Below are 24664 nucleotides of genomic sequence, written 5' to 3' on the forward strand. Positions count from 1 at the left end.
GCGGCGCACAGGGGCGGGGTGCATGCGGGGCGGCAAAGCGGGAAGCTGGGGAGCATGACTGTTGAATCCGCTCGGCGTGCGGTGCGCTACCAGGGCGTGCCGCAGCGGCCGGTGCGTGCGCGGGGACTGGCGAAGGTCGAGCAGGTGGTCCGGCTCGACCCCGGCGATCTGCTGCAGGTCTGCTGGGACACCGCCGACCTGCGGCTGCTCGCCCACGGCGGCGCGCTGCAGCACCGCGCCGACTCCGCCCGCGGCTGGCTGCTCACCCTGCCCGACGGCACCGAGCACCGGGCGCCCGACGCCGGCGCGGTGCCGGCGGAGCTCGGCGAGCTGGTCCGCGCCTACACCGGTGGACGCCCCCTGCACCCCGTGCTGCGGATCGGCGGGCACCGCCACCGCACCGTGCTGCTCGACCGGCGGCGCCGGCCGCTGGCCCGGCTCGACCGGACCGAGGCCACGGCCCAGCTCCTCGGCACCGGGCAGGTGAGCGGGTGGGACCGGACGGAGCTCCGGCTGCTGCGCGGAAAGCGGCGGCTGCTCAGGGAACTCGACGGCCGGCTGCGCGCCCAGGGCCTGGCGCCGGGCACGGGCGATCCGGTGCCCGGCTTCCGCCCGCCCGAGCCGCCCGCCCCGCGCCCCGGCTCGGCCGGCGCCGCGCTGACCGCCTACCTGCGCGCCCAGTGCGCCCAACTCCTGGCGCTGGACGGCGCGGTGCGGCGGGACGAGGCCGACTCGGTGCACCGGATGCGGGTCTGCGCCCGGCGCCTGCGCAGTGCCCTCGCGGCGGGGCGGCGCTGGCTGCGGCGGGATGACGGGGTGTCGGAGGAACTGCGCTGGCTCGGGCGGGTGTTGGGGGTGGCGCGGGATGCCGAGACCACCGGGGAGCGGCTGGTGGCGGCGGCGGGTGACGGGCCGTCGGCCGGCCTGCTGGCGGAGGCGTTCCGCGAGCGGTACGCGCGCGCCGCCGCAGAGGTGCGCGAAGTGCAGCAGAGCGAGCGGTACTTCGCCCTGCTCGCCGCCGTCGAGCGGCTGGCCGCCGAGCCACCGCTGCGCCGCCGGGCGGAGCGCGGGGGCCGGCACGGGCGGGCCGAGCTGGAGCGGCTGCTCCGCCGCGAACAGCGGCGCACCGGTCGGCGGTTGGACGCCGCGCTCGCCCTGCCGCCCGGGCCGGAGCGGGACGAGGCCCTGCACGCGGCCCGCAAGGCCGCCAAGCGGGGCAGGTACGCGGCGGAGTTGGCGGGCGCCGACCGGCTGGCCAGCCGGTTGCACGGCTTGCAGCAGACGCTCGGCGCCTACCAGGACGCGGTGGTCGCCGAGCGGCTGCTGCCGGAGCTGGCCGCCGCGCCGGGGCTCCCGGCGCGGGCGGCCTTCGACTACGGGCGGCTGTACGCGGCCCAACGTCCCCTGGCCGAGGCGGCGTTGGCGGACACGCCGGAGGCCTGGCGGCGGGCCCGGAAGCACAAGCTGTGCGTACCGGGTGCCGGTTAGCAGCCGACCGGCTTGCCCCAGAGGTCCACGCCGCGGCCGGCCGCCGCCTGCACCAGGGCCTCGGTCAGCTCCTGCGGGGTGGAGAGCATCGGGTAGTGGCCGGTGTTCAGTTCGGCGTAGGTGACGCCCGGTTCGGCGAGCTTGGCGAACCGCGGGGCGCCGGTGGCGTGCAGGGAGCGGGCCAGCTCCAGGTTGAGGCCGTTGGCGAGGCAGAAGATGCCCGTGGTGGGCAGGGCGCGCCAGGCGCCGGTCAGCTCGATCGGCTCGGTGACGGTCCGGAACGGCTGCGGGGCGGCCAGGCGGCGGTACCGCGCCAACTCCTCCTCCGGCACGCCGTGGACGGCGTCGATGCCGGCCGGGACCGCCAGCACGTCACCCTCGGCGAGGCCCAGCAGGTGCGGCATGGTGGTGGTCACCGCCTCGCCGGACTCGGGGAAGCCGGTGTCCACGAAGACCACCCGCTCGACCTTGTCGATCAGGCGCTCGGCGGCGGCGATGGCCGGAAAGCTGCCGTAGCTGTGCGCCACCAGCACCACGCTCCCCTGCTCGGCGGCGAGCGCCGCGGCGACGGCCTCGATGTGCTCGGTGAGGCCGATCGCCGCGGCGCCCCCGGTGTCGCGGGGCTGCCGGGCGTCCTCGGCGTGCTCGGCCTGCGCGGCGTGCTCGGCCTGCTCGGCATCGCCGCTGTCGAGGCCCGGGAGGGTGAGCGGGACCGCCCGGTGCCCGCGCGCCTTCAGTTCGGCGGCCACGGAGCTCCAGGCCCACCCGCCCATGAAGAGTCCGGGCACCAGGAGGAAGGTCGTCATGATCGGTCCTTTCGGCTGTTCGGCGTGCTGCCGGTCAGACCGTAGGACCTCCCCCTGCGGGAGATTCCGCTCCCCGCGGACCCGGATCAGCTCCGGAACGGCTCCGGATCAGCCCCGGAAGGGCTCCGGGTGGCTGCCGTACGGTCGGGTGAGGATCTCCATCCCGTGGCCCGCCGGATCGAGGAAGTAGACGCCGCGGCCGCCGTGGTGGTGGTTGATCTCGCCCGGCTGCTTGAAGTGCGGGTCGGCGTAGTAGCTCAGGCCGGCCTCCCGGATGCGGGCGAAGGCGGCGTCGAACTCCTGGTCCGAGACCAGGAAGGCGTAGTGCTGCATGACGATGGACTCGGCCGGGATGGTCGCGAAGTCCAGGGTGACCCCGTTGGCGGTGGCGACGGGGATGAACGGGCCCCAGGCGGCGCCGACTTCGAGCCCGAGGATGCGGGCCAGGAACTCGGCGGACTCGCGGTTGTCCAGGGAGTGGACGATGGTGTGGTTCAGTTCGACGGACATGTGTGGAATGCCTCCAGGGGCAATCTCACGGGCGCCTCCATGCCTCACCCGGTCGGTGACCGACACGCGGCGCCGTGCCTCCGATCCTACCCGCGCTCGCGGGCGCCATTGGCGAGGGAAGTGGACGGCGTCCACTTCTTGCTATCCTGCTCGCATGACCCCAGAGGCGGAATCGCGGCGCCGGCCGCGCGGGGCGGTGCGCGACGGGCTGGTCGCGGCCGGGCTGGAGCTCGCCCGGGCCGGCGGCCCCGAGGCCGTGGTGCTGCGCGAGGCCACCCGGATCGTCGGCGTGGTGCCCAACGCGGCCTACCGCCACTTCGCCGACCGGGACGAACTGCTCGCCGCCGTCTGCGCCGCGGCCATCGCCCGGCTCGCCGACCGGATGGCCGAGGGCATGGCCGCCGTCCCCGGCGGGTACGGCGACCCGGCGGCGGCCGGCGCCCGCCTGCGCGCGGTCGGCACCGCCTACTTCGCCTTCGCCGAGCAGGAACCCGGCCTCTTCGCCACCGCCTTCGCCCTGCCGCAGCAGCACGCCTACGCCCGGGCCGGGGACGGCGACGACGGCACCCCGCTCGGCCGACTGCGCGCCGCCCTGGACGAGTTGGTCACCGCCGGCGTCCTCGCCCCGGCCCGCCGCCCCGGCCTCGAGTACCCCATCTGGTCGGCCGTGCACGGGACGGCGGTGCTCACCGGCCAGGGCCCGCTGCGCGAGCTGCCCGCGGCCGACCGCCGCCTGCTGGAGGAGCGCACCCTGCTGGCGGTCGGTGAACTGCTGCGCTCCTAGAGCGGCTTGCGGTAGCCCTCCAGCCGGTCGGCCGGTTCCACCGGGTGGGCGAGCATCGGGCAGTGGTCGCCCGGCATCTCGTCGGGCTCGACGCCGAGGCGGTCGGTGACGGTGCGGCGCGGGAACGCGGGCGGGAAGAAGCGGTCGTCGCGGGCCACCAGGAAGCGGGTCGGGGCCTCGGGCCAGGCGGTCGGCGGCCAGGGCTCGCCGAACGGGGCCGCGGACTGGGCGCGCTGGTGGTGGGCCGGGAACTCGGCGGCCGGCGCCGGCGGGGTGTCGTGCAGGGCGAGCGAGCGTACGTCCTCCCCGGTGCCCTCCGGGAGGCCGCGGCGGCGGTCGGCCTCGGCTCGCGCCGCGGCGTAGCCGGTGTCACCGGTGTCACCGGTCACCCTGGGACCGCCCGCTGACGGCCGCGTCAGCCGAGCACCACGCAGCCGCGCGCCTCGAGTCCGGCCACCAGGGCCGGCGCCGGGGTGAGCGGGTTCCAGCGCAGGTCCAGCTTCTCCAGGGCGGGCAGCCCGAGCAGCCAGTCGGGCAGGCTGGTGATCCGGTTGGACCGCAGGTCCAGGTGGCGCAGCCGGGGGAGGCCGGCCAGGCAGGCGGGGATGCGGGCCAGGGCGTTCTCGCGCAGCTCCAGGTGGCGCAGCTCGGTGAGCCGGGCGAGCCCGGGCGGCAGGGCCGTCAGCCGGTTGCCGCGCAGCAGGAGTTCGCGCAGCCGGGTGAGCCGGCCGATCGAGGCGGGCAACCGGGTCAGCAGGTTCTGCTGGGCGCGCAGCTCGATCAGTGCGGCGAGGCCGCCGATGGTCTCCGGCAGCGCGGTCAGCCGGTTCTCGCCCACGTTGAGGTAGCGCAGCCGGGCCAGGCCGCCGAGCGAGTCGGGCAGTTCGGCGAGCCGGTTGTCGTGCAGGTAGAGGAAGTCGCCGACGTCCGGGAGCGCGGGCAGGTCGGTCAGGGCGTTGTGCCCGAGGTCCAGGGTGCGCAGCTGCCGGAGGCCGGCGATCCGGGCGGGGAGCTCGGTCAGCTCGTTGTCGGCGAGGATCAGCACCGACACCTCGGGCTGCTCCCAGACCGCCTCGGGAACGGCCGTCAGCCCCGCGCGCCAGAGGTTCACCGTGTGATCCACTAGGCGGCCGGTCCCGGGCTCCGCCGCCGCAGTCCGATCAGCGCGGCCCGGTCCATGTCGAACTCCCCGAAGGCGCTCGCCGGGTGGCAGAGCGCCGCGGTGTAGTCGGTGTTCGCGGTCGCCAGGTCCGAGGAGACCTGGCCGAGGTGGCCGGTCACCCGGTCCAGGGCGTCCAGGTTGACGCGGTAGCCGTCGGATCCCCCGGCCATGCACTGCCCCCCGTTGTGATCATCACATCGGCCGCCTTGCGCGCGGCGGATCGACTGTAGCCGATCCGTGGTGGCATATTCCGCTTTCGGACGATCGCCGGGAGCCGCAGCGGCGCACCTGGGACGATCGTCCCGGACGGCCCCGGCTCGGCTGCCGGGGCGTCAGCACGAAGGAAGGGAAAACCCGGTGACGACCACCAGCCGCCGAACCAGGCGTACCACCGCCGCGGCCCTGCTCGCCGCGGCCACCGCACTGACCCTGCTCACCGGCTGCGGCCCGAGCGGCGGCGGCGCGAAGAACAAGGGCGCCGACGCGGCCACCCCGGCCGGCGGGCACCCGGTGATACCGGTCGGGGCCGGGCCGCAGAACGGCTACCAGGCGGCCGCGCAGCCCGCGGCGAGCAGCTGCCACTACCGGTTCACCACGGCCGGCCAGCCGCTGCCGGACCCGGCCTGCACCCCGGGAGCGACCAGCCCGGCGGTCACCCAGGACAACCTCAAGGACACCATCTGCCGCCCCGGGGGCTACACCTCCACGATCCGGCCGCCGGTCAACGTGACCAACAAGGAGAAGACCGAGAACGCCAAGTCCTACGGCTACACCGGGCCGATGGGCGACGCCGAGTACGACCACCTGATCAGCCTGCAGCTCGGCGGCGACCCGAACGACGCGCGCAACCTCTGGGTCGAGCCCGCCTCCCCGGGCCACGTGCCCGGCAAGGGGCCCAACAACCCCAAGGACTCGGTGGAGACGCACCTGCACACCGCGCTCTGCAAGAACCAGATCACCCTCGCGGCGGCCCAGCAGGCGATCGCCGCCGACTGGACCACCGCCGAGGCGAAGCTCGGTCTCAAGGACACGGCGGCGCCCGCCGATCCCGACGACTCGGAGTGAGCCGGTGCGGCGGCGCCCGGTCGGGGAACCGACCGGGCGTCAGCCGTCAGCCGTCAGCCGTCGGTCCGTCAGACCTCGCCGAGCGGCACGCTCTGGTCGGCCAGGCGGTCCAGGTCGACCGGCCGGCCGGAGCGGACCAGCTCGCGGATCGGGTCGGTGACGTCCCAGATGTTGACGTTCATGCCCGCCAGCACTCGGCCGTCCTTGGTCCAGAAGGCGATGAACTCCTTGCCGGGCACGTCGCCGCGGAACACCACGCGGTCGTAGCCGTCCGGCTCGACGTAGCCGACGTACTCCATGCCCAGCTCGAACTGGTCGGTGTAGAAGTACGGGATCCGGTCGTAGACCGCGTCCTCGCCGAGCATCGACTTGGCGGCGGTCTGCGGCTGGTTGAGCGCGTTGGCCCAGTGCTCGACGCGGATCGCCGTGCCGTACTGCGGGTGCTCGGCGCGGGCCGCGTCGCCGGCCGCGAAGACGTCGGGGTCGGCGGTGCACAGGGCCGAGTCGGTCAGGACGCCGTCCCGGACCGGGAGGCCGGCGGCCTCGGCCAGCTGGGTGTTGGGGGCGGCGCCGATGCCGACCAGCACCGCGTCGGCCGGGACCACCGTGCCGTCGGCCAGCCGGACGCCGGAGACCCGGCCGTCCGCGCCGCCCTCGAAGGACTCGATCCGGACGCCGAAACGCAGGTCCACGCCGTGCGCGCGGTGCAGGTCGGCGAAGACCTCCGCGACCTCGCGGCCCAGCACCCGCAGCAGCGGCAGCTCGGCGGCCTCCAGCACGGTCACCTCCAGGCCGGCCTCGCGGGCGGCGGCGGTGGCCTCCAGCCCGATCCAGCCGGCGCCGACCACCACCAGCCGCTTGGGCGAGGCGAACAGCTCGCGCAGCGCGTCGCTGTCCTGCACGGTGCGCAGGTAGTGGACGCCGGCCAGCTCGGCGCCGGGGACCGGCAGGCGACGGGGCGAGGCGCCGGTGGTGAGCAGCAGCTTGGCGTAGGCGATCCGGCTGCCGTCGGCCAGCTCGACCTCGTGCGCGTCGCGGTCGATCGCGGTGACGGTGGTGCCCAGGCGCAGGTCGATCTGCTGCTCGGCGTACCACTCCTCGGGGTGGACGAAGATCTTCTCGCGGCCGTCCTTGCCGGACAGGTAGCCCTTGGAGAGCGGTGGCCGCTCGTAGGGGAAGTCGGCCTCGGTGCCGATCAGGACCAGCGGCCCCCGGTAGCCCTGGTTCCGCAGGGCCTCGGCGGCCTTGGCCCCGGCGAGGCTCGCCCCGACGATCACATGGGCGGCGTTTCTGCTGGTCATGCGTGCTCCTAGCGGGGACGTCCGGATGCGCTGCGTGCCCGGAACGGGCACTCCCAGCAGTCACTCCCCATGCGGGCGCGCACTCACACGCCGCCGGGCGCAGGATGGAGTAGTCCGACCAACGCCCGGCCTAGGAGGTCGTTCGATGACGACGGTGCAGCGGAATGCGGACCGGCGGGCGGCGAAGCCGCACCCCTGGCACGACATCCTGGACGCGGTGTGGCACGTCCAGCCCCGGACGGTGCTGATCATGATCGGCGCGTCGATGGGGCTCGGCCTGGTGGGCTACCAGGTGGAGACCACCTGGGTGGTGGCCCTCTTCGCGGTCTTCTGGGGGCTGACGGTGCTGGCGATCCTGGTGATCACCGCCCGGCTGCTCACCGAGCGGCCGGAGCACCCGGCGCGCGGCGCGGGCGTGGGAACGGGAGCGGGCAGGCACCGCCGACCGGCGCACTAGCGGATCAGTGGCGGTGGCCGCCCAGGTAGAAGAGGAGCATCACGAAGAACGCGAAGAAGTGGGTACCGGCGATGTAGATGGCGGCGCGGATCAGCGCCGCCTTCCGCTTGCTCTTCTCGTCGCGGACGGTGCCGTCCACGGGGGTGGTCGTGCTCGCGGACTGCTCCACGTTCTCCTCCGGGGTGGGGGCGGTCACCGGGCGGCCCGCGGGGCGGGCTCGCGCAGCTGGGCGAGCAGGGTGCCCTGGTCGGTCAGCACCTCGGTGAGGATGCGGCGGGCGGCGCGCAGCAGTTCGGCGACGTCCGGGGTGCTGAGCGCGTAGACCACGGTGTTGCCCTCGCGGGTGGCGGTCACCAGGTTGCTGCGGCGCAGCACCGCCAGCTGCTGGGAGAGGCTGGACGGCTCGATCTCCATCCGCTCCAGCAGCTCGCGGACCGGGCGCGGCCCGTCCTGGAGCAGTTCGAGCACCCGGATCCGGGCGGGGTGGCCGAGGGTGCGGAAGAACTCCGCCTTGGCCTGGTAGAGCGGAACCGGCACCGCGACTCCTCCCGGGGTGGATCTGGTCGCGGTCATCATCCAATGAAATTGAAGAATTCTTCAAGTCGATGATCGCGAAACGGGCACCGGCCGGAGCCGGTGCCCGTGGCGGCCGGACCGGCGGTGCGTCAGATCGACTGCCAGGACGGCTTGGCCGCGTAGGTGGCGCGGAAGTAGTCGGCGAGCTTGAGGTGGGCGGCGGCCGCCTCGTCCACCACCACGGTGGCGTGCGGGTGCAGCTGCAGCGCCGAGGCGGGCACCAGGGCGGAGAGCGGGCCCTCGACGGTCTGCGCGACCGCCTCGGCCTTGGCCGCGCCGGTGGCCAGCAGCACCAGGTGGCGGGCCTCCAGGATGGTGCCGATGCCCTGGGTCAGCACGTGGTGCGGGACCTCGTCCAGGCTGTCGAAGAACCGGGCGTTGTCCACCCGGGTCTGCTCGGTCAGGGTCTTGATCCGGGTCCGCGAGGCGAGCGAGGAGCAGGGCTCGTTGAAGCCGATGTGGCCGTCGGTGCCGATGCCCAGCAGCTGCAGGTCCACGCCGCCGGCGGCGGCCAGCTGCTGGTCGTAGGCGATCGCGGCGGCGGCGATGTCCTCGGCCGAGCCGTCCGGGCCGATGAAGCGGTCGCCGGCGATGCCGAGCGGCTGCAGCACCTCGCGCAGCAGCACCTCGCGGTAGGACTCGGGGTGGCCCTCGGGCAGGCCGACGTACTCGTCCAGCTGGCAGACCCGGGCCCGCGAGACGTCGAGGGTCCCCGCCTGCACCTTGGCCTCCAGGGCCCGGTAGATCGGCAGCGGCGTGGAGCCGGTGGCCACGCCGAGCAGCGCGTCGGGCTTGCGGGTGAACAGGTCCGCGATCGCCGTGGCGATCAGCTCACCGCCCGCTGCCGCGTCGGGAACGATCACAATCTCCATCTTGACCCACCGTCCGAAAGCGTGTATGTAGAGGTCTAGACCAATCCTTCCGAGTTTACCGCGCCGGGCTGCCGCGCCGAAACCCGGATCCGGGCAGGCCGGATCCGGGGTGCGGGAGGGTGCGGGAGGGCGCCGGAGGGTCAGCCGCGCGGCGGGGCGATGACGCAGAAGGCGGCCCCGGTGTCGTCCCGGAGCACCGCCATCCGGCCGTTGGGGGAGTCGGTCGGCGGCACCGCGATCTGCCCGCCCAGCTCGGCCACCCGGGCCGCCGTCATGTCGGTGTCGGAGACGTGGAAGTAGGTGTTCCAGAACGACGGGGTGCCCTGCGGGATCATCGCCGGCTGGTCGCCGATGCCGCCGATCGGGCCGCCGTGCAGCTTGATCACCGAGTAGTCCAGGCCCGGCACCTGGTCGTACTCGTAGCCGAAGACCTGGAAGTAGAAGCTGCGGGCCGCCCGGGGGTCGGTGGAGAGGTTCTCGTTCCAGGTGAAGGCGCCCGGCTCGTTGACCAGCTCGGAGCCGCCGTGCGCCCCGGCCTGCCAGAGGCCGAAGAGCGCGCCGGCCGGGTCCTTGGCCATCGCCATCCGGCCCTGGTCCAGCACGTCCAGCGGGCCGAGCAGCACCTCGCCGCCGCCGTCCCGGATCCGGGCGGCCACCGCGTCGATGTCCTCGGCCGCCAGGTAGGTGATCCACTGCGAGCGGCTGGCGGTCGGCTCCGGCGAGAGCCCGGCCACCAGGCTGCCGCGCAGCGAGGCCAGCCGGTAGTGGCCGCCCGCCTCGCCGGTGTCGGTGTACTCCCAGTGGAACAGCGCCCGGTAGAAGGCGATCGCCCGCTCGGGTTCGGTGGTGACGAGGTCGACCCAGCACGGGACGCCCTCGCGGTAGCCGGTCATCTTGGTCATGGGAGCTCCAGGGGTGTCGGGCGGCCCCGGGCGGGCCGGCTGAGGGGTGGTCAGGGGCTGACGGCCAGGACCACGTAGGCGGCCAGCACCGAGAGGTGCACCCCGCCCTGCAGCGGGGTGGCCCGGCCGGGGATCACGGTCAGGGTGCCGATCGCGACGGTCAGCGCCAGCAGCACCAGGTGGGTCGCACCGAGGCCGAGCACCAGTGGCCCGCTCAGCCAGACCGAGGCCAGCGCGACGGCCGGGACGGTCATCCCGATGCTGGCCATCGCCGAGCCCAGCGCCAGGTTGAGGCCGATCTGCACCTTGTCGCGGCGGGCCGCGCGGACCGCCGCGATGGTCTCCGGCAGCAGCACCAGCAACGCGATCACCACGCCCATCACCGAGGAGGGCAGGCCGGCCGAGGTGAGCGCCGTCTCGATGTTCGGCGAGACGGTCTTGGCCAGTCCGACCACCGCGATCAGCGCCACCAGCAGCAGCGCCAGGCCGGCGCCGGCGGCCCGGGCGGACGGGCGTTCGGCGTGGTCGCCGTCCGCGCCGCCGCCCTCGCCGCGCGGCTCGCTCTCCAGCGGGCCGCCGCCGAGGTCGGGCGGGAGGAAGTAGTCCCGGTGGCGGACCGTCTGGGTGGCCACGAAGAGCGCGTAGAGCACCACGGCCGCCAGTGAGGCGAAGGTCAGCTGGGTGGGGGAGAAGCGCGGCCCCGGGGTGCTGGTGGTGAAGGTGGGCAGCGCCAGGCTGAGGGTGGCCAGGGTGGCGACGGTGGCCAGGGCCGCGCCGGTGCCCTCCGGGTTGAAGACGGCGACCCGGGTGCGCAGCGCGCCGACCAGCAGGCAGAGGCCGACGATGCCGTTGCAGGTGATCATCACGGCGGCGAAGACGGTGTCCCGGGCCAGGGTGGCGTTCTTGGTGCCGTTGTCGGCCATCAGGGTGACGATCAGTGCGACCTCGATCACCGTCACCGCCACCGCCAGCACCAGCGAGCCCAGCGGCTCGCCGACCCGGTGCGCCACCACCTCGGCGTGGTGCACGGCGGCCAGCACCCCGCCCACCAGGGCCAGCCCCGCCACCGCGGCCACGGCGGCGGGCAGCGAGCGGCCCCAGACCAGGGCCAGCAGCAGCACGGCCAGCGGTGGGACCAGGACGGTCCACCGGCTCAACAGGGCGGTCAGCTTGTCGGTCATCAGGACGATCCTGACAGACGGATCGTCAGAAATGGTGCATATAGGACCTGGCTGTCGATGGGGGGTACGGCTGAGGGGGCGTCATGGCACGCGGGGCGTGGAGCCTAGTGGGCGGGCATGGCGCGGTCAAGGTCTTTCATTTTTGCCAATCCTTGGGTCAACTATGTCTTCAACTTGGCATGTTGTTTTACCGGGTCTGACCGTGCATCCCACGGGCATGCCCCGGTCCAGGGAGGACGTCACCCACGTTGAAGACACCCATCAAGACCACGGCCACCGCCGTGGGGACCGCGCTGGCCACTGCCGTCGGGCTGGTCCTGCTGCCCGGCACCGCGATAGCCGCCGGCACCGCCGGCGCCCCGGCCGGCGCCCCCGCCGTGGTGGACCCCGCGGACACCGCGCAGGCCGCCCGGGTCGACCACGACCTGCCGGGCCCCTACACCGGCAAGGCCACCGCCGAGCAGCGCGCCGCCACCGAGCAGCTGCTGGCCGGCACCGCCGACGTCGAGCAGCACGGCTCCAGCCGCAGCGTGAAGCTGGGCCGCGACAAGTACGTCGAGCTCTCCCGCGAGCGGACCGACAAGATCTTCACCATCCTGGTGGACTTCGGCGACCAGGTGGACAGCACCACCAAGATGCCCGACGGCACGCCGAAGTACGGCGGCACCCCCGGCCCGGCGCACAACCAGATCGCCGCCCCCGACCGCGCCACAAACAACTCCACCGCCTGGCAGGCCGACTACTCCCGGCAGCACTACCAGGACCTGTACTTCGCCGGCGACAAGCCCTCCCTGAAGACCTACTACGAGAAGCAGTCCTCCGGCCGCTACTCGGTGGACGGCCAGGTCAGCGACTGGGTCCGGGTGCCGTGGAACGAGGCCCGCTACGGCTCCGACTACTGCGGCGCGCACATCTGCGCCAACGCCCAGGACCTGATCGCCGACGCGCTGAACGCCTGGGTCGCCGACCAGCAGGCCAAGGGCCGCTCGGACGCCGACATCAAGGCCAACCTCGCCGAGTACGACACCTGGGACCGCTACGGCTCGCACGGCGACGGCAACTTCAACCAGCCCGACGGCTACATCGACCACTTCCAGATCGTGCACGCCGGCGAGGACCAGTCGGCCGGCGGCGGCGTCCAGGGCGCCAACGCCCTGTGGGCCCACCGCTCCTACGTGCACGGCTCGGACGCCGGCGTCACCGGCCCCGAGGGCAACAAGCGCGGCGGTGTGCAGATCGGCACCAGCGGCTACTGGGTCGGCGACTACACCATGCAGCCGGAGAACGGCGGCCTGGGCGTCTTCGCCCACGAGTACGGCCACGACCTCGGCCTGCCCGACCTCTACGACACCCAGGGCCCCAACGACAACTCGGTCGGCTTCTGGTCGCTGATGAGCTCCGGCTCCTGGCTGGGCACCGGCAAGGACTCGATCGGCGACCTGCCCGACGACCTGGACGTCTGGAGCAAGCTCCAGCTCGGCTGGCTCACGTACGACAAGGCGCAGGCCGGCAAGGACTCCACCCACCGCCTCGGCCCGGTGGAGTACCACACCAAGCTCCCGCAGGGCCTGGTCGTCGACCTGCCGAAGAAGACCGTCACCACCGACATCAACACGCCCTTCGCGGGCACCGGCGAGTGGTGGAGCGGCGCGGCCGACAACCTCGACGTCACCCTCACCCGGGACGTCGACCTGACGGGCAGGCAGAGCGCCGTGCTCAAGGCCAAGGGCTGGTACGACCTGGAGCAGGACTACGACTACGGCTACGCCGAGGTCTCCGCGGACGGCGGCAGCACCTGGACCGTCCTGGACGGCACCTTCGACGGCACCGCGATCCCCCGCAACAACGGCAACAAGGCCGGCCTGACCGGCAACGCCAAGAAGTGGGGCGACCTGGCCTACCCGCTGGACGCGTACGCGGGGAAGCCGGTCAAGCTCCGCTTCCACAACACCACCGACGGCGGCCTGCACTACAGCGGCCTGGCGCTCGATGACATCAGCGTCACGGCGGACGGTGCCGCCGTCTTCACCGACGGCGCCGAGAACGGCGCCGGCGCCTGGCAGGCCAAGGGCTTCTCGATCATCAACGGGAAGTTCTCCCAGGACTACCCGCAGTACTACCTGGCCGAGAACCGCCAGCCGGTCTCCTTCGACGAGACGCTGAAGACCGGCCCGTACAACTTCGGCTCCGCGGCCCGGCCGAACTGGGTCGAGCACTACGCCTACCAGCCCGGCCTGCTGCTCTGGTACTGGGACGGCTCGCAGTCCGACAACAACGTCAGCGTCCACCCGGGCCACGGCCTGGTGCTGCCGATCGACGCCCACCCGGCCCCGCTCAAGTGGTCCGACGGCAGCCTGATGCGCCCCCGGATGCAGGGCTACGACTCCACCTTCGGCTCCCGCCGCACCTCCGGCCTGGAACTCCACAAGGCCGACCAGCTCACGGTGATCCCGCGCAGCAAGGGCGTCACCGAGTTCAACGACCACAAGCGCAGCTACTGGGACGCCACCGACCCGTACGACAGCGTGATCGTGCCGGACACCGGCACCAGCATCGAGATCCAGAACGAGAGCTCCAACTACCTGGAGACGAAGGTCCGGGTGAGGCCGGTGAAGTGACCGGAGGACGGCGGTAGTACCAGGGGTACCCGGCAGCAGCACCGGTGCTGCTGCCGGCAGCGGGCCATTGCCGTGGGGCGGTGGCCCGCTGACGCCGTCACCGTCCTGCGGCTGGGCGAGCCGGCGGCCGGCCCGGGGCGCTGACGCTCGGTGCGGCCCGGCGCGCGGCCCGGATCCGCCAGGCGCTCATCAGCACCACGTAGGCCAGCAGCAGCACCTGACCCCACGGCACCAGCCGGTAGGCGATCTGCAGCACCAGCGAGTACAGCCAGGCCGGGTGCAGCAGGTGGGCCAGGCCCGGGTCGTAGACCATGGTCAGCAGCGCGGTGTGCGCCAGCAGCACCGTGTCGAGCCAGGAGTGCGCCAGCAGCGCCACCAGCAGCCAGGCGATCGCGTCGTACCAGGGCCGCACGTAGGCCGTGCCCAGCAGGTAGGCCAGGACCACCGCCAGCGCCGGCCGCGCGGTCAGCTGGACCAGGTCCCGCTCCCCGGGCGCCGGGGCCGGGATCGCCCCGAGCAGCAGCACGGCGAGCAGTGCCACGGCCACCAGCTGAAGCACCGTCATGGCCGACTGCGCGCCCGCCGCCCCGAGCAGCGGGACCACCAGGATCCGGTCGAGCAGTTGCCACGCCGTGCCGTCCGCCGCCGCGCCGCTGCTCACGCCGCGCGCGTTGCCGATGGCCTGCGGGGTGAGGCCGTACCCGATCGCCAGCGCCACCGCACCGGCGGCCACGGCGGCGGCGAGCCGGCGCCCGTCGCGGCGCAGCCCCCAGGCGAAGGGGAGGGCGAAGACGCCCATCGTCAGCTTCACCGCGGTCGCCGCCGCGACGGCGAGCCCGGCGCCGGCGCCGGAGCGCCGCACCGCCCAGAACGCGGCGACCAGGAGGAACGCGCCGACGGTGTCGACATGCGGACCGGCGACCAGGTCCCAGAGCAGCACCGGGTTGAGCGTCCAGAGCAGCTGTGAGCGCACCTGCCGCCCACGGTCCGCCCCCGCCAGCCGGAGCAGCAGCGCGCCGGTGGCGAGGAAGGCCGCGCCGCCGAGCAGCGAGAGCAGCCAGACCGTGCGCAGCATCGAGGTGCCGCCGCCGACCGAGGCGAGCCACTGGGTCGCGGTGGCCACCGGCCCGTAGACCGAGGGCGTGTGCAGCCAGGGCTCGGCGACCGAGAGCACGCCGATCGGGTCGCCGCGGTGGGCCAGGTCGGCGGGCGTCAGCCGGTACGGGTTCAGGCCCAAGGCCGCCGCCCGGCCGTAGGCCGCGTAGTTGAGCGGGTCGGTGGTGCCCAGCGCGGGCACGCAGAGCAGCCCGCCGACCGCCGCCGCACCCGCCAGCAAGAGCCGGCCGGGGCGCGGCGCCCAGCCGCGGCGCACGGCCGCGAGCCCGGTGAGCACGGCCGCCGTGCCGAGCCAGAGGACTGCGGCCACCGCGGCCCAGACGAGCGGGTCCGCGGGGTGTGCGGAGGTGAACCAGGGCGGCAGGGCGCCGGCGGGCCCGAAGTCCGGCTCCACGGCGGACGGCCCGGCGAGCCCGAGCAGCACCGTCAGGCCCACGCAGCAGGCGACGGCCGCCAGCGCCCCCGTACCGAGCAGCGGCGCGAGGCGGGCTCCGGCGGACCGGCGGTGCCGGCCGCGGCTCGGCGCCGTACTACCCGACAACGCTCCTGCGGACACGCGGACCCCCGATGCTCGTGCGTGTGGCCGACCGTCAGCAGACGGACGGACCGCCGGAGATGATCACATATCTTCGCTGAGCATGTCACGGCGGGGTGGGCGGTGGGGGCCGTGCGTGGTCGTTCGGGCGGCCGACGGGCGGGGCTGACGGTGGGTCTGGTGGTGGGTCTGGTGGTGGTGGGGGGGCGTGTTCCCGCGCCCGGCTGCCACCGGTGCTGTCGGGTACGTCCTACGAGATGATCGCGTCATGAGTGAGATCGTTCTGATGTCGGACCCGAAGGTCGCCGCCATACCCGTCGCGGAGTGCGGTGAACGTCTGGTGGACGTCCGAGCCAGTGGTGCGCTGCTGGTCGACCCGCGCAAGCAGGACCCGGCAGATGCCTTCGCCCACATGCGGGAGGGCGTCTGGACCTGGGAACCCGGATGAACGCGGACCCCGAGGAGAGCGAAGGCGCCTGCTACACCCACGCCGCCAACATCAGCGCGGAGGCCCGCGCGAACCGGGAGGTGCTGGGTGCCGCGCTCGCGGCCGCCGGCCTGGTGAACTACCCCACCGAGTGGTGGCACTGGTCGTTCGGCGACCGGTACTGGGCGCTGATGACGGGTGAGGCGGCGGCGATGTACGGGGCGAAGGAGATCGGCTCGCCGGCCTGACCCGGAGCCCCTGGCGCCGCGGGGCGTGGGACCGGGGCGGTCACCTCGTGGGAGCCGCCGGCATCGAGGGTTCCCGGGGCGGACCGCGTTCCCTATGCTCGTCGGCATGGAAAACGGGGAGGACGCTGCGGTTCGCAGCGGGAGCCTGGGGCCTGTCGCCCACCGGGCTCGCTGGATCGCCGGCGGTTTGGCCTTGCAGTTCATAGGCCTTGGAGGGCCGCTCGCTTACGTGGCGGCGAGGGTGAAGCACGAGGACGTGGGCGGGCTGGTCACGGTCGCCACCGTGCGTCTCGCCTGGCACGAGTCCTTGCACGCCAAGGCGGGGATCGCGCTGTTGGCGGCCGGCTGCGTGCTGTTCGTGGTGGGCTCCGTGCTGTTGGCCCGGCCGTTCGTCCGGCGGAAGGTGACGCTGCTGCTGGCAGTGCCGGCCGCGGCGCTGGTCGGGGGGCTGGTGATGGGCGCCGCGGCGTTGCTCGTCGTGCTGGTGGTGCTGGCCGCGCTGTCCAACTCGTCAGGCTCTGGCGGGGGATCGAGCAGTGGTTCCGGCGGGAACCACCCAGGCGGTGGTAGCGGCTCCAACGGGCACAACTCTGGCGGCGGGGGCGGCGGTGGCTTCGACGTGTCCAGCCTGAACGGGGGTACGTCGACGGGGCCGCAGCGGGATGAGGAAGCGGCACGCGGGTTGCGGGCCGTCGACTGAACATCCGTATTGCTACGGGCCGTCAACCAGGAATCCCAGCAAGTCGAACCGGCCGGCCGGCGGCTGCGCCGCTCGGTGCAGGGCGGTGAGCATCGCGGCCACGGCCTCCGTGACCTCGGTGGTTCCGGTGTGCCGCTCGGCCCAGTGCCAGTCGCCGTCGGGGTTGAGCTCCAGGAAGACCGGCGGGCCGTCCGGTGTGAGCAGGAAGTCGAAGGCGGCGTAGCGGAGGCCGAGGGCGGCGGCGAGTGCGGTGGTGGCGGCTGCCACGGCGGGCGGTGTCGGCACCGGCCGGACGTCGAGCCGGTCGGGGGTGAGCCAGGGAGCGGCCGGGGAGGCCTTGGCGACCTCGAAGGCGTGCAGCGCGCCGGCGACGTGGTAGACGCGGAGTTCGGCGGAGTGCTCGACGTACTCCTGTACGAGGACGGGCGGACCGGGGGGTTGGCGGGCGAGGTCCGCCCGGTCGAGGACGGTCGGGAAGATGCCGTGCAGCCGGCCCGGGACCGGCTCGACGAAGTGGCGGTCAGCCGACTTGATGACGAGGCGGGGGGAGCGGAAGTGTTCGCCGGCCCGGGTGGGGGTGGTGGTCAGCAGGGTGCGGGGGACGGCCGCGCCGTGGCGGCGGGCGAGGCGCAGTTGGGTGAGCAGGTCGGGGCGGGCGGGGGTGAGGGAAGTCCGGGAGACCGCGGCGAATTGGGCGGTCGCGGCCTGCCAGGAGTCGCGGAGGAAGAGGCGCTGCGCGGGGTCCTCGGCGGTGTCGATGGCGCTGGGGGAGAAGTGCCGGAGCCAGCTGACGGTGGGGGTGAGTTGGCGGCCGTTGAGGCGGACGGTGCGGTGGTCGGGGGCGATCAGCAGGTCGGCGCCGGCGAGTTCGTCGGCGTTGAGACGCAGGAACGGGACGCCGGTGGCGGCGAGCCGGGCCTGCACGGCGTCGAGGTCGTGGTCGCAGCTGCGGCTGAGCAGCAGGACGGCGGGCACCGGGCCCGGGCGGACGTCGAACTGGTGTGTGGTGGTGTTGAGTTGGCTGACAAAGCTGAGGAAGGGGTCAGGCATCGCCGCTGTCCGCGGCCAGCAGGTCGTCGGCCATCGCGAGGAGCTTGCCGACGGTGGCGCCGACGTGGTCGGAGGCGGTCGGGAGGCGCCGGGCGACGCGCTGCAGCAGCTCCAGCTGAGGAGGCTCGGACTTCGGTGTGCGGGCGCGCAGTTGGACGAGCAGGTCGAGCACGGTGGCCATCTCGGTGGCGAGCAGCCCGAGCGAGCCCATGTCGTCGAGGTCGCAGCGCGGGCGGCTGTCGCGGTCCAGCACCTCCAGCACGCCGACGCAGTCGCCGTCGCAGATCAGCGGCGCGGCCATGATGCTGCGCGGCACGTAGCCCGTGGACTCGGCGGCGTCGCGGGCGAACTGGGCGCTGTCGGAGACGTCGTCGACGACCAGCGGCTGGCCGGTGAGCATCGCCCAGCCGGCGATGCCGGTGCCGGGCGGGAACCGGCTGCCGATCAGGTGCTGTTCGCCCTCCCCGGCGACCGCCTCGAAGACCAGGTCGCCGGTGGCCGGGTCCACCAGCAGGACCGAGGAGGCGGCGGCGCCGAAGACGCTGCGGGCGACCTCGACGATGGACTGCAGCAGCCTGCGCTGGGGGAGGTCGCCGTGGGCGGGCGGATCAGTCGTGGTCGACGGCGGATCGATCGGCATCGGAACCTCCATCGGGTCGGGTGACGTTCTGGGCCGCGAGGTAGAGCACGGACTTGAGCTGGAACGGCGTCAACGAGCGGTGCTTGCTGAGGATCAGGGCGCAGATGCCCGCGATGTGCGGGGTGGCGAAGCTGTTGCCGGTGCTGACGATCCGGCGCCCGCCGAGGCCGGCCACCGGGACCCGGACGCCGCGGGCGTAGAAGTCCACCGGGGGCGCCGGGTTGTAGTAGTAGGCCATCGGGTCCGGACTGTCGTGGCTGGCCACTGAGATGACCGAGGCGAACGGCCACGGGTAGCTGCGCACCGGCATGTTGTGGGCCGAGGCGACGATCACGCAGCGCCGGAAGTAGGCGGAGTCCGAGAGCTCGCGCAGGGCGTCGCAGAACTCCGCCTTCGCCGTCGACAGGCTCATGTTGATGACGTCGTAGCCCTGCTCGATCGCCCAGCCCAGGCCCGTCAGCAGGGCGGCGCCGCTGCCGAAGGCGCCGCTGTTCAGCACCCGCACCGAGGTGAGTGCGGCGCCCGGGGCGATGGCGCGGATCACGCTCGCGCAGGCCGTGCCGTGGCCGGCGGTGTCGGCGGGCTCGGTCGGGACCACCGCCAGCTCGCCGTCCTCGCCGCGCACCACGTCCATCGCCCGGTCGACCCCGCCGACCAGGGGGTGCTCGGCGTCGACCCCGCTGTCCAGTACGCAGACCCGCACACCCGAGCCGTCCGCGCCGCCCCAGGCCCACTGCGGGGTGACCGGGCCGAGCGGGCTGACCTCGAAGAGCTGCTGCGGCGCGAGGGCGGCCGGCATGCTCCAGGCGGGGACGCCCGGGAAGTGGTCGCGCGGCGGGCGGCGCCAGGGCGGAAGTTCGGTCATCGGCACTCTCCCAGCCAGGCGCGGACCCGGGCGGCCGGGAGTGCGGCGCCCTTGGCCTCGAAGTTCCGCAGGGCGGCCGCCCCTTCGGCCGCCGCCTCGGCGGGCAGTCCGGCCGCGCGGAGCACCACCGCCAGGTCGAAGCGGGTCTCGGCGACCAGGCACGGGTCGTCGGAGCCGGTGCTCAGCCCGGCCGCTGCCCGGGCCGCCGCCACCGCCGCGCGGTCGCCCCGGGCGGCGGCGAGCCGGGCGTGCAGCGCGGCCGCGCCGATCCTGGTCCGCAGCCCGGCGGGTTCGCCGTCCGGGCCGATCCGGGCCAGCGCGGCGGCCGCCTCGGCCACCCGCCCCTGGGCGAACAGCTCGCGGGCGATGGCCACTTCGGTGCCCCGGGTGTCGGGCTCGCCCTCGGCGGCGCGCAGCACGGCCAGGCTCTGCCGGTACCGCGCCTCGGCTGCCTCGTGCTCGCCGGCCAGCGACTCGACGAACCCGGCCGCGTCCAGTACCACCGCGTCGGCCAGGTCCAGGTGCGCCTCGCGGGAGTAGTCGAGCGCATCGGCCAGCGCCCGCCGGGCGTCGGCCAGGTCGCCGCCGAGCGCGGCCAGGTGCGCCCGGGTCACCAGCACCGGCACCAGCAGCGCCCGGTCGGCGGCGAAGCGCTGCCCGAGCAGGGCGCAGAGCTCCAGGCCCGGGCCGACGGCGGTCGGCGACCACTGCGCCAACTCGCAGCCCGCGCAGAGCAGCCGGTCCTCCTCGTAGCGGTCCTCCAGGGCCCGGGCCCGGTCCAGGGCGAGCCGCAGCGCGGCCTCGGCGCTGGCCGCGCGCTCGGCGGCGAGCTCCAGGTGGGCGCGCAGCTGGTGCAGCCGGCACCAGCTGAGGTGGTCCTCGGGGTCGGCGGCCAGTTCGGCGGCCAGCAGGTCGGCCCGCGCGGCCACCGACTCCGGTGCGGCCAGGCCGAGTCGGAGCGCCACGACGGCCCGCTGCACCGCCAGCGTGCGCAGCGCCCGGGGCGTGCCGGCCAGCGCGGCCTCGGCGGCGGCCAGCGCGCCCGCGCAGCGCTCCCGGTCCTGCAGCCAGATCCCGGCGTCGCTGATGTGCAGGGCCACGGCGGTCTGCCGGGCGTCGCCGGGCGGCAGCAGGTCGCGGCCGCGTTCCAGGAGTTGGATGGCGGCCGGGAGGTCCTTGCGGGCCAGCGCCTGCCGGCCCTGCCGGAGCAGGGCGTCCGCCGCCGGGCCGGCCAGCGGCGGCAGCGCCCGGTCACCGGGCCGCAGTTGGCGGCCGAGCAGGGCGGCGGCCTCGACGTGGTAGGCGACGGCCATCTCGTCGGCCGGCCGCTGTTCGGCCAGCCGGGCGGCCAGCAGCAGGTGCCAGTGCTCGCGGCGCGCCTTCGGGGTGAACTCGTATGCGGTGTCGCGCAGCAGGGCCTGCGCGAAGCGCAGCGTGCCGGCCGGGCCGCGCTCCAGGATGCGCCGCCGGGTCAGCCGGGCCACCGCCTCCTCCGCGGCCGCCGGGCCGGTCCCGTCCGTCCCGGCCAGGTCGGTCAGCAGGCCGCGGGTGACCTCGCGCCCGATCACCGCGGCGATCTCCAGCAAGCCCCGCTCGGTGTCGGCCAGTTGGTCCAGCCGGGCGCCGAGCATCGCCTGGATGGTGGGCGGCACCCGGGTGCCGGGGCCGGCCGCGCCGAGGACCTCCAGCAGCTGCTCGGCGAAGAGCGGATTGCCGTCGCACTGCACGGCGACCCGCTGGTAGACGTCCAGTTGCTGCGGGCAGACCTCGGCCCGGGAGGCCAGCTGGCCGACCAGCTCGAGTGACTGACCTTCCGTCAGCGGACCGAGTTCGAGGCTGGTGGCGTTCGGCTTGCCGCCGCCCCAGGACGGCCGGGTGTCCAGCAGCTCGGGCCGGGCCACGCAGAGCAGCAGCACCGGGACGTCCTGCAGCCAGGTCGCCACCTCGTCGATCAGATCCAGCAGGGTCTGCTCCGACCAGTGCAGGTCCTCCCAGACCAGCACCACCGACCGGGAGCGGCCCAGGACTTCGAGCAGGTGGCGGACCGCCCAGGCGATGTCCGCCACCCCCGCCCGCTCCTCGGGGCCGTCGCCCTGCGGCCCGGCCACCGTGCCCAGGGCGCGCACCGCCAGGCCGTGCGGCGCCGCCGCGCCGGTGCGCTGCGCGTCCTCGGCGAGCAGCCGGGTGAGCGCGGGCCAGCCGCCGGGCAGCGAGCCGAGCATCTCCGCGAGCGGCCGGTAGGTGATGCCCCGGCCGTAGGCGGAGCAGCGCCCGGTGAGCACGGTGACCTCGTCCTGCGGCAGCCCGGCCAGGAACTCCCGCACCAGCCGCGACTTCCCGATGCCGGGCGCGCCGAGCACGGTGGCCAGGCGGACCTGCCGCCGCTGCCGGGCCCGCCGGAACCCGTGCTCCAGTTCGGCGAGTTCGTCCTCCCGGCCGATGAACGGCGCGGCCGGGACCGGCTCCTCCGGCGGAGGCTCGGCCGCGGTGACCCGCCAGGCCGGCACCGCGTTGGCCTTGCCCTTGAGGACCAGCGGCGCCACCGGCTGCAGCCCGGCCCGGGAGCGGACCATCGCCGCCGTCTCCGCACAGACCAGCACCTCGCCCGGCGCGGCCGCGGTCTGCAGCCGGCTGGCGGTGTTCACCGAGTCGCCGACCACCCGGAAGTCGTCACCGGCCCGGGTGATCACCACCACGTCGCCGGTGCAGATGCCGGCCCGCGCCTGCAGGGTGACCTGGTAGCGGGCGCCCAGCTCGGCGGTCAGCCCGGCCAGTGCGGCCAGCGCGCCGGTGGCGGCGCGCACCGCACGCACCGCGTCGTCCTCGTGCGCCACGGTCGCGCCGAACGCGGCGAGGATCGCGTCGCCGATGAACTTCTCCACCACCCCGCCGTGTTCGGCGATGCAGGCCCCGCAGCTGGCGAAGTAGCGGTCCATCACCTGCCGCAGCGGCTCCGGGTCCAGGCGCTCGGCGAGCGCCGTGGAGCCGACCACGTCCAGGAAGAGCATCGACACCTTCCTGCGGGTCTCGCGCTGCGGGAGCGGCCCGGCCAGCGGTGCGCCGCAGCCGGCGCAGAACCGGTCCGCCTCGCCGGCCTGGCGCCCGCACCCGCCGCAGGTCACGAGGTGCCCTCCGCACCCGCCCCGGCGGGTGCCGGGTCGGGCGCCGGGGCGGGCGGGGCCTGCGGGTCGGGCAGGGCGGAGCGGGCGTAGAGGCCGGCCGCCAGCACGGCCACCCCGGCCGCCGTGAAGATGGTGTCGATCGGGCCGAACCGCAGGCCCGCCAGCGAGCCCGCGAAGCCCCGCAGCCCGCTGCCCGCGAGCCAGCCGGCCAGCACCGCCGCCAGCATCGAGGAGAGCTGGGTCACCGGGTAGAACACGGCCACCACCCGGCCGCGGAACTCCCGCGGCGTGGCGGCGAGCAGCAGCGGCGACATCGCGGTGTTCAGCATGGTCAGCGGCACGGCGAAGACGAAGAGCAGCACCACCCCGCTCGCGAAGACGGACTGCCGGGAGTAGAGCACCAGCAGGCTGCCGCTGACCAGCAGCCCGACCCAGGTGGTGCGCCGGGCGCCGATCCACTCCACCACCCGGCCCGCGCAGAGCGCGCCGGCGATCCCGCCGATCCCCATCGCCATGCCCAGGTAGCCGTAGAGCTGGGCGGAGGCGTGCAGGTTGCGGGTGGCGAAGAAGACGTTCAGGGTGTTGAGCGCGCCGATCCCCAACTGGCCGATCACGGCCAGCACCAGCAGCGCCACCAGGAACCGGTTGCCGCCGAAGAACCGGATCCCGGCCGTGAACTCCTTGGCCAGGCTCTTGCGTTCGGCCCGCTTGCGGTCCTGCTCGGCCACCAGCCCGGCCGGCGCGGGCACCGAGCGGATGGCCACCCAGGAGACGGCGTAGGAGAGCGCGTTGAAGAGCAGTGCCCACTGCAGGCCGACCGTGAAGAGCAGCGGCGCGGCCAGCGGCGGGCCGATGATCCAGGCGACCTGGCCGGTGGCCTGGGCGATGCCGGCGGCCCGGGCCCGGTCGGCCTCCCCGGTGACCAGCTCGGCGATCACCGAGAAGCGCGCCGGGTTGAAGAACTGGCTGGCCGCGTTGAGGGTCAGTACGGTCAGGTAGATCAGCACCAGCCAGGCGCCGATCGGCAGGTCGCGGGCGGGCAGGAAGGCGACGGCGGTGAGCACCGCGACCAGCGAGCCGCGGAACACCTCGGTGCGCAGCATGGTGGCGCGCTTGTCCCAGCGGTCGACGAAGACCCCGGCGAGCGGGCCGACGAAGAGCACGGCCAGGCCGGTGGAGAGGACCACGCCGCTGACCGCCTCGGGCGCCCAGGAGCGGCCCTTCGCCAGCTCGGTGGCGACCCAGAGCACCAGGGTGGTGCTGAAGACGGCGTCGCCGACGGAGGAGATCGCCTGGCCGAGCCAGAGCCGGGTGTAGGCGGGGTTGATCAGGGTCAGCCGGCGGTTCACCGGGCACCACCGTCCTCGCCGAGCCGCAGCGCCGTCAACGCCGTGACCAGGGTGGTGTGGTAGGCCCGGGCGAAGTACGGGCCGGCCGGCAGCGGGCCGTCCGCCGCGGTCGCCGCCGAGCGGCCGGGGATCGACCCGTCGGGCCGCTGGGCGCGGGCCAGGCAGCGGACGGCGTCGGCGCCGCCGGGGGTGAGCAGTGGCGGGTCGCCCAGGCAGTGTGCGGCGAGCAGCAGTTCGGCGGTCAGGTCCCACCAGGCGCGGCGCACGCTGTGCGCCAGCAGGGTGCGGACCAGCTGGCGGGCGTGCGCCAGGGCCGGGCCGGACAGGCCGCGGACCGGCAGGCGGCCGAAGTCGGCGAGGTAGAAGGCGGAGTGCGTCACGGCGTAGGCCGCGGGGATGCTCACGGCGGACGGGTCGGCGGGCAGGGTGGCCAACTGGTTGCGGGCGGCCAGCTCCTGGTAGGACTCGAGGGTGTGCGGGGCGCCGGCCTGGTCCGCGTAGAAGCGCAACTCCAGCCGCTGGTAGGGCGACAGGCCGTCAGCTGACGGTACGTCGATCGTGGCGGTCGTCCTGTCCGGGGCCAGGGCGGCGAAGGCGAGGCGGTACTGGGCGGCGCAGTCCGGCTGTTCGGCGAGCAGGGCCGGCAGGTCCGGGTGCTGCCAGAGCGCGCGGACCAGGGCGGTGGCGCGCGCCAGGCCGGGGTCCGGGGCGCCGCAGCGGCAGAGCAGCGCGAGTTCCAGCGCGGCCTTGGCCCGGCCGTGCCCGGCGGCGCGGGCGGCGGGGGAGAAGGGGTCGAAGTGCTCCAGGTGCCGGTCCAGCCAGCCGAGCGTGCCGGCGGCGAGCCGTTGCAGGTCGCCGAGCGCGGTGGGTGCCGGGTCCGCAATCGTCAT

Annotated in this window: 24 protein-coding genes and 1 pseudogene; 7 read left to right on the forward strand and 18 right to left on the reverse strand. The window is 74.4% G+C overall.

The annotated features are described in order from the left end of the window. Nucleotides 1-54: 54 nt before the first annotated feature. Nucleotides 55-1488, forward strand: a complete 1434-nt coding sequence (locus tag ACFYNO_RS14035) for a CHAD domain-containing protein (RefSeq protein ID WP_388010627.1) — start codon at nucleotides 55-57, stop codon at nucleotides 1486-1488. On the opposite strand, the gene ACFYNO_RS14040 is transcribed toward ACFYNO_RS14035, so the two are convergent. Both ACFYNO_RS14040 and ACFYNO_RS14045 read right to left on the reverse strand, forming a co-directional pair. Further along, the gene (locus ACFYNO_RS14040) at nucleotides 1485-2294 is read right to left on the reverse strand and encodes an alpha/beta fold hydrolase (RefSeq protein ID WP_388010630.1); all 810 of its coding nucleotides are present in this window, start codon (nucleotides 2292-2294) and stop codon (nucleotides 1485-1487) included. The two genes, ACFYNO_RS14035 and ACFYNO_RS14040, sit on opposite strands and share 4 nt — an antisense overlap. Nucleotides 2295-2402: 108 nt before the next feature. Further along, complete coding sequence (locus ACFYNO_RS14045; protein ID WP_388010633.1) at nucleotides 2403-2804, reverse strand: VOC family protein; 402 nt, start codon at nucleotides 2802-2804, stop codon at nucleotides 2403-2405. A gap of 154 nt (nucleotides 2805-2958) precedes the next feature. Here ACFYNO_RS14045 and ACFYNO_RS14050 point away from each other — a divergent pair, with 154 nt between their 5' ends. After that, the gene (locus ACFYNO_RS14050) at nucleotides 2959-3588 is read left to right on the forward strand and encodes a TetR/AcrR family transcriptional regulator (RefSeq protein WP_388010636.1); all 630 of its coding nucleotides are present in this window, start codon (nucleotides 2959-2961) and stop codon (nucleotides 3586-3588) included. On the opposite strand, the gene ACFYNO_RS14055 is transcribed toward ACFYNO_RS14050, so the two are convergent. Genes ACFYNO_RS14055 through ACFYNO_RS14065 form a run of 3 tightly spaced genes read right to left on the reverse strand, consistent with a single transcriptional unit; the run spans nucleotide 3585 to nucleotide 4920 of the window. Further along, entirely contained in the window at nucleotides 3585-3977 is a 393-nt protein-coding gene (locus tag ACFYNO_RS14055) for a hypothetical protein (RefSeq protein ID WP_388010639.1), read from the reverse strand. The two genes, ACFYNO_RS14050 and ACFYNO_RS14055, sit on opposite strands and share 4 nt — an antisense overlap. 26 nt (nucleotides 3978-4003) lie before the next feature. After that, on the reverse strand, nucleotides 4004-4699 hold the full coding sequence (locus tag ACFYNO_RS14060; protein WP_388010642.1) for a leucine-rich repeat domain-containing protein: 696 nt from the start codon (nucleotides 4697-4699) through the stop codon (nucleotides 4004-4006). A gap of 11 nt (nucleotides 4700-4710) precedes the next feature. After that, nucleotides 4711-4920 (reverse strand): hypothetical protein, encoded by a 210-nt coding sequence (locus tag ACFYNO_RS14065; RefSeq protein WP_388010644.1) that lies wholly within the window; start codon nucleotides 4918-4920, stop codon nucleotides 4711-4713. Nucleotides 4921-5107: 187 nt separating this feature from the next. On the opposite strand from ACFYNO_RS14065, the gene ACFYNO_RS14070 reads away from it, so the two are divergent. Further along, nucleotides 5108-5815, forward strand: coding sequence for a hypothetical protein (locus ACFYNO_RS14070; protein WP_388010647.1), 708 nt, complete (start codon nucleotides 5108-5110; stop codon nucleotides 5813-5815). A gap of 68 nt (nucleotides 5816-5883) precedes the next feature. On the opposite strand, the gene ACFYNO_RS14075 is transcribed toward ACFYNO_RS14070, so the two are convergent. Further along, nucleotides 5884-7116: an NAD(P)/FAD-dependent oxidoreductase gene (locus ACFYNO_RS14075; protein ID WP_388010650.1), complete on the reverse strand. Its 1233-nt coding sequence runs from the start codon at nucleotides 7114-7116 to the stop codon at nucleotides 5884-5886. Nucleotides 7117-7261: 145 nt separating this feature from the next. Here ACFYNO_RS14075 and ACFYNO_RS14080 point away from each other — a divergent pair, with 145 nt between their 5' ends. Beyond that, nucleotides 7262-7573 (forward strand): hypothetical protein, encoded by a 312-nt coding sequence (locus tag ACFYNO_RS14080; protein WP_388010653.1) that lies wholly within the window; start codon nucleotides 7262-7264, stop codon nucleotides 7571-7573. A gap of 4 nt (nucleotides 7574-7577) precedes the next feature. On the opposite strand, the gene ACFYNO_RS14085 is transcribed toward ACFYNO_RS14080, so the two are convergent. The 5 genes from ACFYNO_RS14085 to ACFYNO_RS14105 all read right to left on the reverse strand — a co-directional run bounded on the left by ACFYNO_RS14085 (nucleotide 7578) and on the right by ACFYNO_RS14105 (nucleotide 11104). Beyond that, nucleotides 7578-7769, reverse strand: a complete 192-nt coding sequence (locus ACFYNO_RS14085) for a DUF6126 family protein (protein WP_388010656.1) — start codon at nucleotides 7767-7769, stop codon at nucleotides 7578-7580. Beyond that, complete coding sequence (locus ACFYNO_RS14090; protein ID WP_388010770.1) at nucleotides 7766-8110, reverse strand: ArsR/SmtB family transcription factor; 345 nt, start codon at nucleotides 8108-8110, stop codon at nucleotides 7766-7768. Before ACFYNO_RS14090 ends, ACFYNO_RS14085 begins: the two co-directional genes overlap by 4 nt. A gap of 128 nt (nucleotides 8111-8238) precedes the next feature. Beyond that, nucleotides 8239-9021, reverse strand: a complete 783-nt coding sequence (gene nagB, locus ACFYNO_RS14095; protein WP_388010659.1) for a glucosamine-6-phosphate deaminase — start codon at nucleotides 9019-9021, stop codon at nucleotides 8239-8241. A gap of 140 nt (nucleotides 9022-9161) precedes the next feature. Further along, entirely contained in the window at nucleotides 9162-9923 is a 762-nt protein-coding gene (locus tag ACFYNO_RS14100) for a VOC family protein (RefSeq protein WP_388010662.1), read from the reverse strand. 50 nt (nucleotides 9924-9973) lie between these two features. Beyond that, a complete protein-coding gene (locus ACFYNO_RS14105) occupies nucleotides 9974-11104 on the reverse strand; it encodes a calcium:proton antiporter (protein WP_388010665.1) in 1131 nt (376 codons plus the stop codon). A 248-nt stretch (nucleotides 11105-11352) separates the two neighbouring features. Between ACFYNO_RS14105 and ACFYNO_RS14110 the strand changes: the two genes are divergently transcribed. Next, nucleotides 11353-13722, forward strand: a complete 2370-nt coding sequence (locus ACFYNO_RS14110; protein WP_388010668.1) for an immune inhibitor A domain-containing protein — start codon at nucleotides 11353-11355, stop codon at nucleotides 13720-13722. A 97-nt stretch (nucleotides 13723-13819) separates the two neighbouring features. Here the strand turns inward: ACFYNO_RS14110 and ACFYNO_RS14115 are convergent, their stop codons facing one another. Continuing rightward, nucleotides 13820-15379: a hypothetical protein gene (locus tag ACFYNO_RS14115; RefSeq protein WP_388010671.1), complete on the reverse strand. Its 1560-nt coding sequence runs from the start codon at nucleotides 15377-15379 to the stop codon at nucleotides 13820-13822. Nucleotides 15380-15641: 262 nt separating this feature from the next. Here ACFYNO_RS14115 and ACFYNO_RS14120 point away from each other — a divergent pair. Continuing rightward, nucleotides 15642-16048, forward strand: a pseudogene (locus ACFYNO_RS14120) (M15 family metallopeptidase). A gap of 106 nt (nucleotides 16049-16154) precedes the next feature. After that, the gene (locus ACFYNO_RS14125) at nucleotides 16155-16748 is read left to right on the forward strand and encodes a hypothetical protein (RefSeq protein ID WP_388010674.1); all 594 of its coding nucleotides are present in this window, start codon (nucleotides 16155-16157) and stop codon (nucleotides 16746-16748) included. Between the two features lie 12 nt (nucleotides 16749-16760). Here the strand turns inward: ACFYNO_RS14125 and ACFYNO_RS14130 are convergent, their stop codons facing one another. Genes ACFYNO_RS14130 through ACFYNO_RS14155 form a run of 6 tightly spaced genes read right to left on the reverse strand, consistent with a single transcriptional unit; the run spans nucleotide 16761 to nucleotide 24664 of the window. Next, a complete protein-coding gene (locus ACFYNO_RS14130; protein ID WP_388010677.1) occupies nucleotides 16761-17798 on the reverse strand; it encodes a hypothetical protein in 1038 nt (345 codons plus the stop codon). Beyond that, the gene (locus ACFYNO_RS14135) at nucleotides 17791-18438 is read right to left on the reverse strand and encodes a GAF domain-containing protein (RefSeq protein ID WP_388010680.1); all 648 of its coding nucleotides are present in this window, start codon (nucleotides 18436-18438) and stop codon (nucleotides 17791-17793) included. The genes ACFYNO_RS14130 and ACFYNO_RS14135 overlap by 8 nt, the downstream gene beginning before the upstream one ends. Continuing rightward, entirely contained in the window at nucleotides 18407-19303 is an 897-nt protein-coding gene (locus ACFYNO_RS14140; protein WP_388010683.1) for a S8 family serine peptidase, read from the reverse strand. The genes ACFYNO_RS14135 and ACFYNO_RS14140 overlap by 32 nt, the downstream gene beginning before the upstream one ends. Next, a complete protein-coding gene (locus ACFYNO_RS14145) occupies nucleotides 19300-22425 on the reverse strand; it encodes an AAA family ATPase (protein ID WP_388010686.1) in 3126 nt (1041 codons plus the stop codon). The genes ACFYNO_RS14140 and ACFYNO_RS14145 overlap by 4 nt, the downstream gene beginning before the upstream one ends. Further along, on the reverse strand, nucleotides 22422-23774 hold the full coding sequence (locus ACFYNO_RS14150; protein ID WP_388010689.1) for an MFS transporter: 1353 nt from the start codon (nucleotides 23772-23774) through the stop codon (nucleotides 22422-22424). Before ACFYNO_RS14150 ends, ACFYNO_RS14145 begins: the two co-directional genes overlap by 4 nt. Next, nucleotides 23771-24664 (reverse strand): DUF6895 family protein, encoded by an 894-nt coding sequence (locus tag ACFYNO_RS14155; protein WP_388010692.1) that lies wholly within the window; start codon nucleotides 24662-24664, stop codon nucleotides 23771-23773. The genes ACFYNO_RS14150 and ACFYNO_RS14155 overlap by 4 nt, the downstream gene beginning before the upstream one ends.

The sequence above is a fragment of the Kitasatospora sp. NPDC006697 genome, from assembly GCF_042869935.1.
Classification (GTDB): domain Bacteria; phylum Actinomycetota; class Actinomycetes; order Streptomycetales; family Streptomycetaceae; genus Kitasatospora.

Excerpts from the sequence above, each read along its gene's own strand:
- ACFYNO_RS14035 (WP_388010627.1), top strand. The coding sequence starts at position 55 with ATGACTGTTGAATCCGCTCGGCGTGCGGTGCGCTACCAGGGCGTGCCG.
- ACFYNO_RS14040 (WP_388010630.1), bottom strand. The coding sequence starts at position 2,294 with ATGACGACCTTCCTCCTGGTGCCCGGACTCTTCATGGGCGGGTGGGCC.
- ACFYNO_RS14045 (WP_388010633.1), bottom strand. The coding sequence starts at position 2,804 with ATGTCCGTCGAACTGAACCACACCATCGTCCACTCCCTGGACAACCGC.
- ACFYNO_RS14050 (WP_388010636.1), top strand. The coding sequence starts at position 2,959 with ATGACCCCAGAGGCGGAATCGCGGCGCCGGCCGCGCGGGGCGGTGCGC.
- ACFYNO_RS14065 (WP_388010644.1), bottom strand. The coding sequence starts at position 4,920 with ATGGCCGGGGGATCCGACGGCTACCGCGTCAACCTGGACGCCCTGGAC.
- ACFYNO_RS14075 (WP_388010650.1), bottom strand. The coding sequence starts at position 7,116 with ATGACCAGCAGAAACGCCGCCCATGTGATCGTCGGGGCGAGCCTCGCC.
- ACFYNO_RS14080 (WP_388010653.1), top strand. The coding sequence starts at position 7,262 with ATGACGACGGTGCAGCGGAATGCGGACCGGCGGGCGGCGAAGCCGCAC.
- nagB (WP_388010659.1), bottom strand. The coding sequence starts at position 9,021 with ATGGAGATTGTGATCGTTCCCGACGCGGCAGCGGGCGGTGAGCTGATC.
- ACFYNO_RS14100 (WP_388010662.1), bottom strand. The coding sequence starts at position 9,923 with ATGACCAAGATGACCGGCTACCGCGAGGGCGTCCCGTGCTGGGTCGAC.
- ACFYNO_RS14105 (WP_388010665.1), bottom strand. The coding sequence starts at position 11,104 with ATGACCGACAAGCTGACCGCCCTGTTGAGCCGGTGGACCGTCCTGGTC.
- ACFYNO_RS14125 (WP_388010674.1), top strand. The coding sequence starts at position 16,155 with ATGGAAAACGGGGAGGACGCTGCGGTTCGCAGCGGGAGCCTGGGGCCT.
- ACFYNO_RS14130 (WP_388010677.1), bottom strand. The coding sequence starts at position 17,798 with ATGCCTGACCCCTTCCTCAGCTTTGTCAGCCAACTCAACACCACCACA.
- ACFYNO_RS14135 (WP_388010680.1), bottom strand. The coding sequence starts at position 18,438 with ATGCCGATCGATCCGCCGTCGACCACGACTGATCCGCCCGCCCACGGC.
- ACFYNO_RS14140 (WP_388010683.1), bottom strand. The coding sequence starts at position 19,303 with ATGACCGAACTTCCGCCCTGGCGCCGCCCGCCGCGCGACCACTTCCCG.
- ACFYNO_RS14155 (WP_388010692.1), bottom strand. The coding sequence starts at position 24,664 with ATGACGATTGCGGACCCGGCACCCACCGCGCTCGGCGACCTGCAACGG.